Origin of the sequence: Pantoea sp. CTOTU49201, from assembly GCF_032054795.1 — a bacterium.
Taxonomy (GTDB): Bacteria; Pseudomonadota; Gammaproteobacteria; order Enterobacterales; family Enterobacteriaceae; genus Pantoea; species Pantoea symbiotica.
The window spans coordinates 1-1911 of the sequence record NZ_DAMBSA010000603.1; the positions used below are offsets into that span (position 1 = coordinate 1).

Genomic DNA, 1911 nt, shown 5'->3' on the forward strand with positions numbered 1-1911 from the left:
TGCCACGCGTAACAGCCTCGATACCGTTTCCGATCGCGATCACGTGCTGGAGCTGCTGTCCGACGCCTCGATTGGTATGGTGCATCTGTCACGCTTTGCCGAAGACCTGATCTTCTTCAACACCGGTGAAGCGGGCTTCCTTGAGCTGTCTGATAAAGTCACTTCCGGCTCTTCGCTGATGCCGCAGAAGAAAAACCCGGATGCGCTGGAGCTGATCCGTGGTAAATGTGGCCGTGTGCAGGGCGCATTGACCGGCATGATGATGACGCTGAAAGGCCTGCCGCTGGCGTACAACAAAGATATGCAGGAAGACAAAGAAGGGCTGTTCGATGCGCTGGATACCTGGCTCGACTGCCTGCATATGTCGGTGCTGGTGCTGGACGGCATTCAGGTAAAACGTCCACGTTGCCAGGAAGCCGCTGAGCAGGGCTACGCTAACTCGACCGAGCTGGCCGATTATCTGGTGGCAAAAGGCGTTCCGTTCCGTGAAGCGCACCACATTGTCGGTGAAACCGTGGTGGAAGCGATCAAGCAGGGCGTAGCGCTGGAAGCGCTCACTCTGGCGCAGTTGAAGCAGTTCAGTGCGGTGATTGAGGATGACGTGTATCCGATTCTGTCGCTGCAATCCTGTCTCGATAAGCGTAATGCGCAGGGCGGCGTGTCGCCTCAGCAGGTCGCCTTCGCCATCGGCGAAGCGCAGAAGCGTTTAGGTTAAAAGCTATGCGCAATAAATTGCGCCGCTACGGTATGTGCAGGAATGCGTAGCGGCGCGATTTATCGCGCTCTGTTGATATCCAGCAGGCGAGCGACAAGCAAAAAAAAAGCGGGCACCTCTTCGGTAGCCCGCCAACCTCTAGCTTCGGAATTACATTTTGTTATAGGCACATCATCAAGGGCAGGCCACTCCCGGCCAGCACAGTGATTTGTTTTGAGCAGTTTGCAGGTTCTGCTCCACATCATGTTGATGCGCGCATTATTCCCGCTCACTCCTTGATAGGGCCAATCGTTCATTGCTATTCTATCTATCGCCACGGGCTATCGTGGTTTGGAGGATTTCAATGAATATTCGTGATCTCGAATACCTGGTTTCACTTGCGGAGCATCGCCATTTCCGGCGCGCAGCTGACGCATGTCATGTCAGCCAACCCACCTTAAGTGGACAGATTCGTAAGCTGGAAGATGAACTTGGTGTGATGCTGCTGGAGCGTACCAGCCGTAAGGTGTTGTTTACTCAGGCTGGACTGTTGCTGGTGGATCAAGCGCGAACCGTGCTGCGCGAAGTGAAAGTGTTGAAGGAGATGGCGAGCCAACAGGGCGAAGCGATGTCTGGACCGCTGCACATTGGTTTGATTCCAACCACCGGGCCGTATCTGCTGCCGCACATCATTCCGATGTTGCACAAAACCTTCCCCAAACTCGAAATGTACCTGCATGAAGCGCAGACGCAGCAACTGCTGGCACAGCTCGACAGCGGCAAGCTGGATTGTGCCATCGTGGCGTTGGTGAAAGAGAGTGAAGCCTTTATTGAGGTGCCGCTGTTTGATGAGCCAATGACGCTGGCGGTGTATGCCGATCATCCGTGGCGCGATCGCGATCGCGTACCGATGTCGGATCTGGCCGGTGAGAAATTACTGATGCTGGAAGATGGTCACTGCCTGCGCGATCAGGCGATGGGCTTCTGCTTCGAAGCCGGTGCCGATGAAGACACGCATTTCCGCGCTACCAGTTTAGAAACGCTGCGTAACATGGTTGCTGCCGGAAGCGGTATCACCTTGCTGCCTGCGCTCTCCGTGCCGAATGAACGCGAACGTGATGGCGTCTGCTATTTGCCGTGCTACAAGCCTGTTCCACAGCGCACCATCGCGTTGGTCTATCGTCCAGGATCGCCTCTGCGCAGCCGCTATGAGCAGT

At 55.5% G+C, this 1911-nt stretch carries 2 protein-coding genes; both read left to right on the top strand.

Annotated features, from left to right (window positions below):
- The coding region (argH, locus tag RTY00_RS24300) for an argininosuccinate lyase (protein ID WP_312666678.1) at positions 1-715 on the top strand (715 nt) is incomplete at its 5' end.
- Positions 716-1058: 343 nt separating this feature from the next.
- The coding region (gene oxyR / locus RTY00_RS24305) for a DNA-binding transcriptional regulator OxyR (protein WP_312666679.1) at positions 1059-1911 on the top strand (853 nt) is incomplete at its 3' end.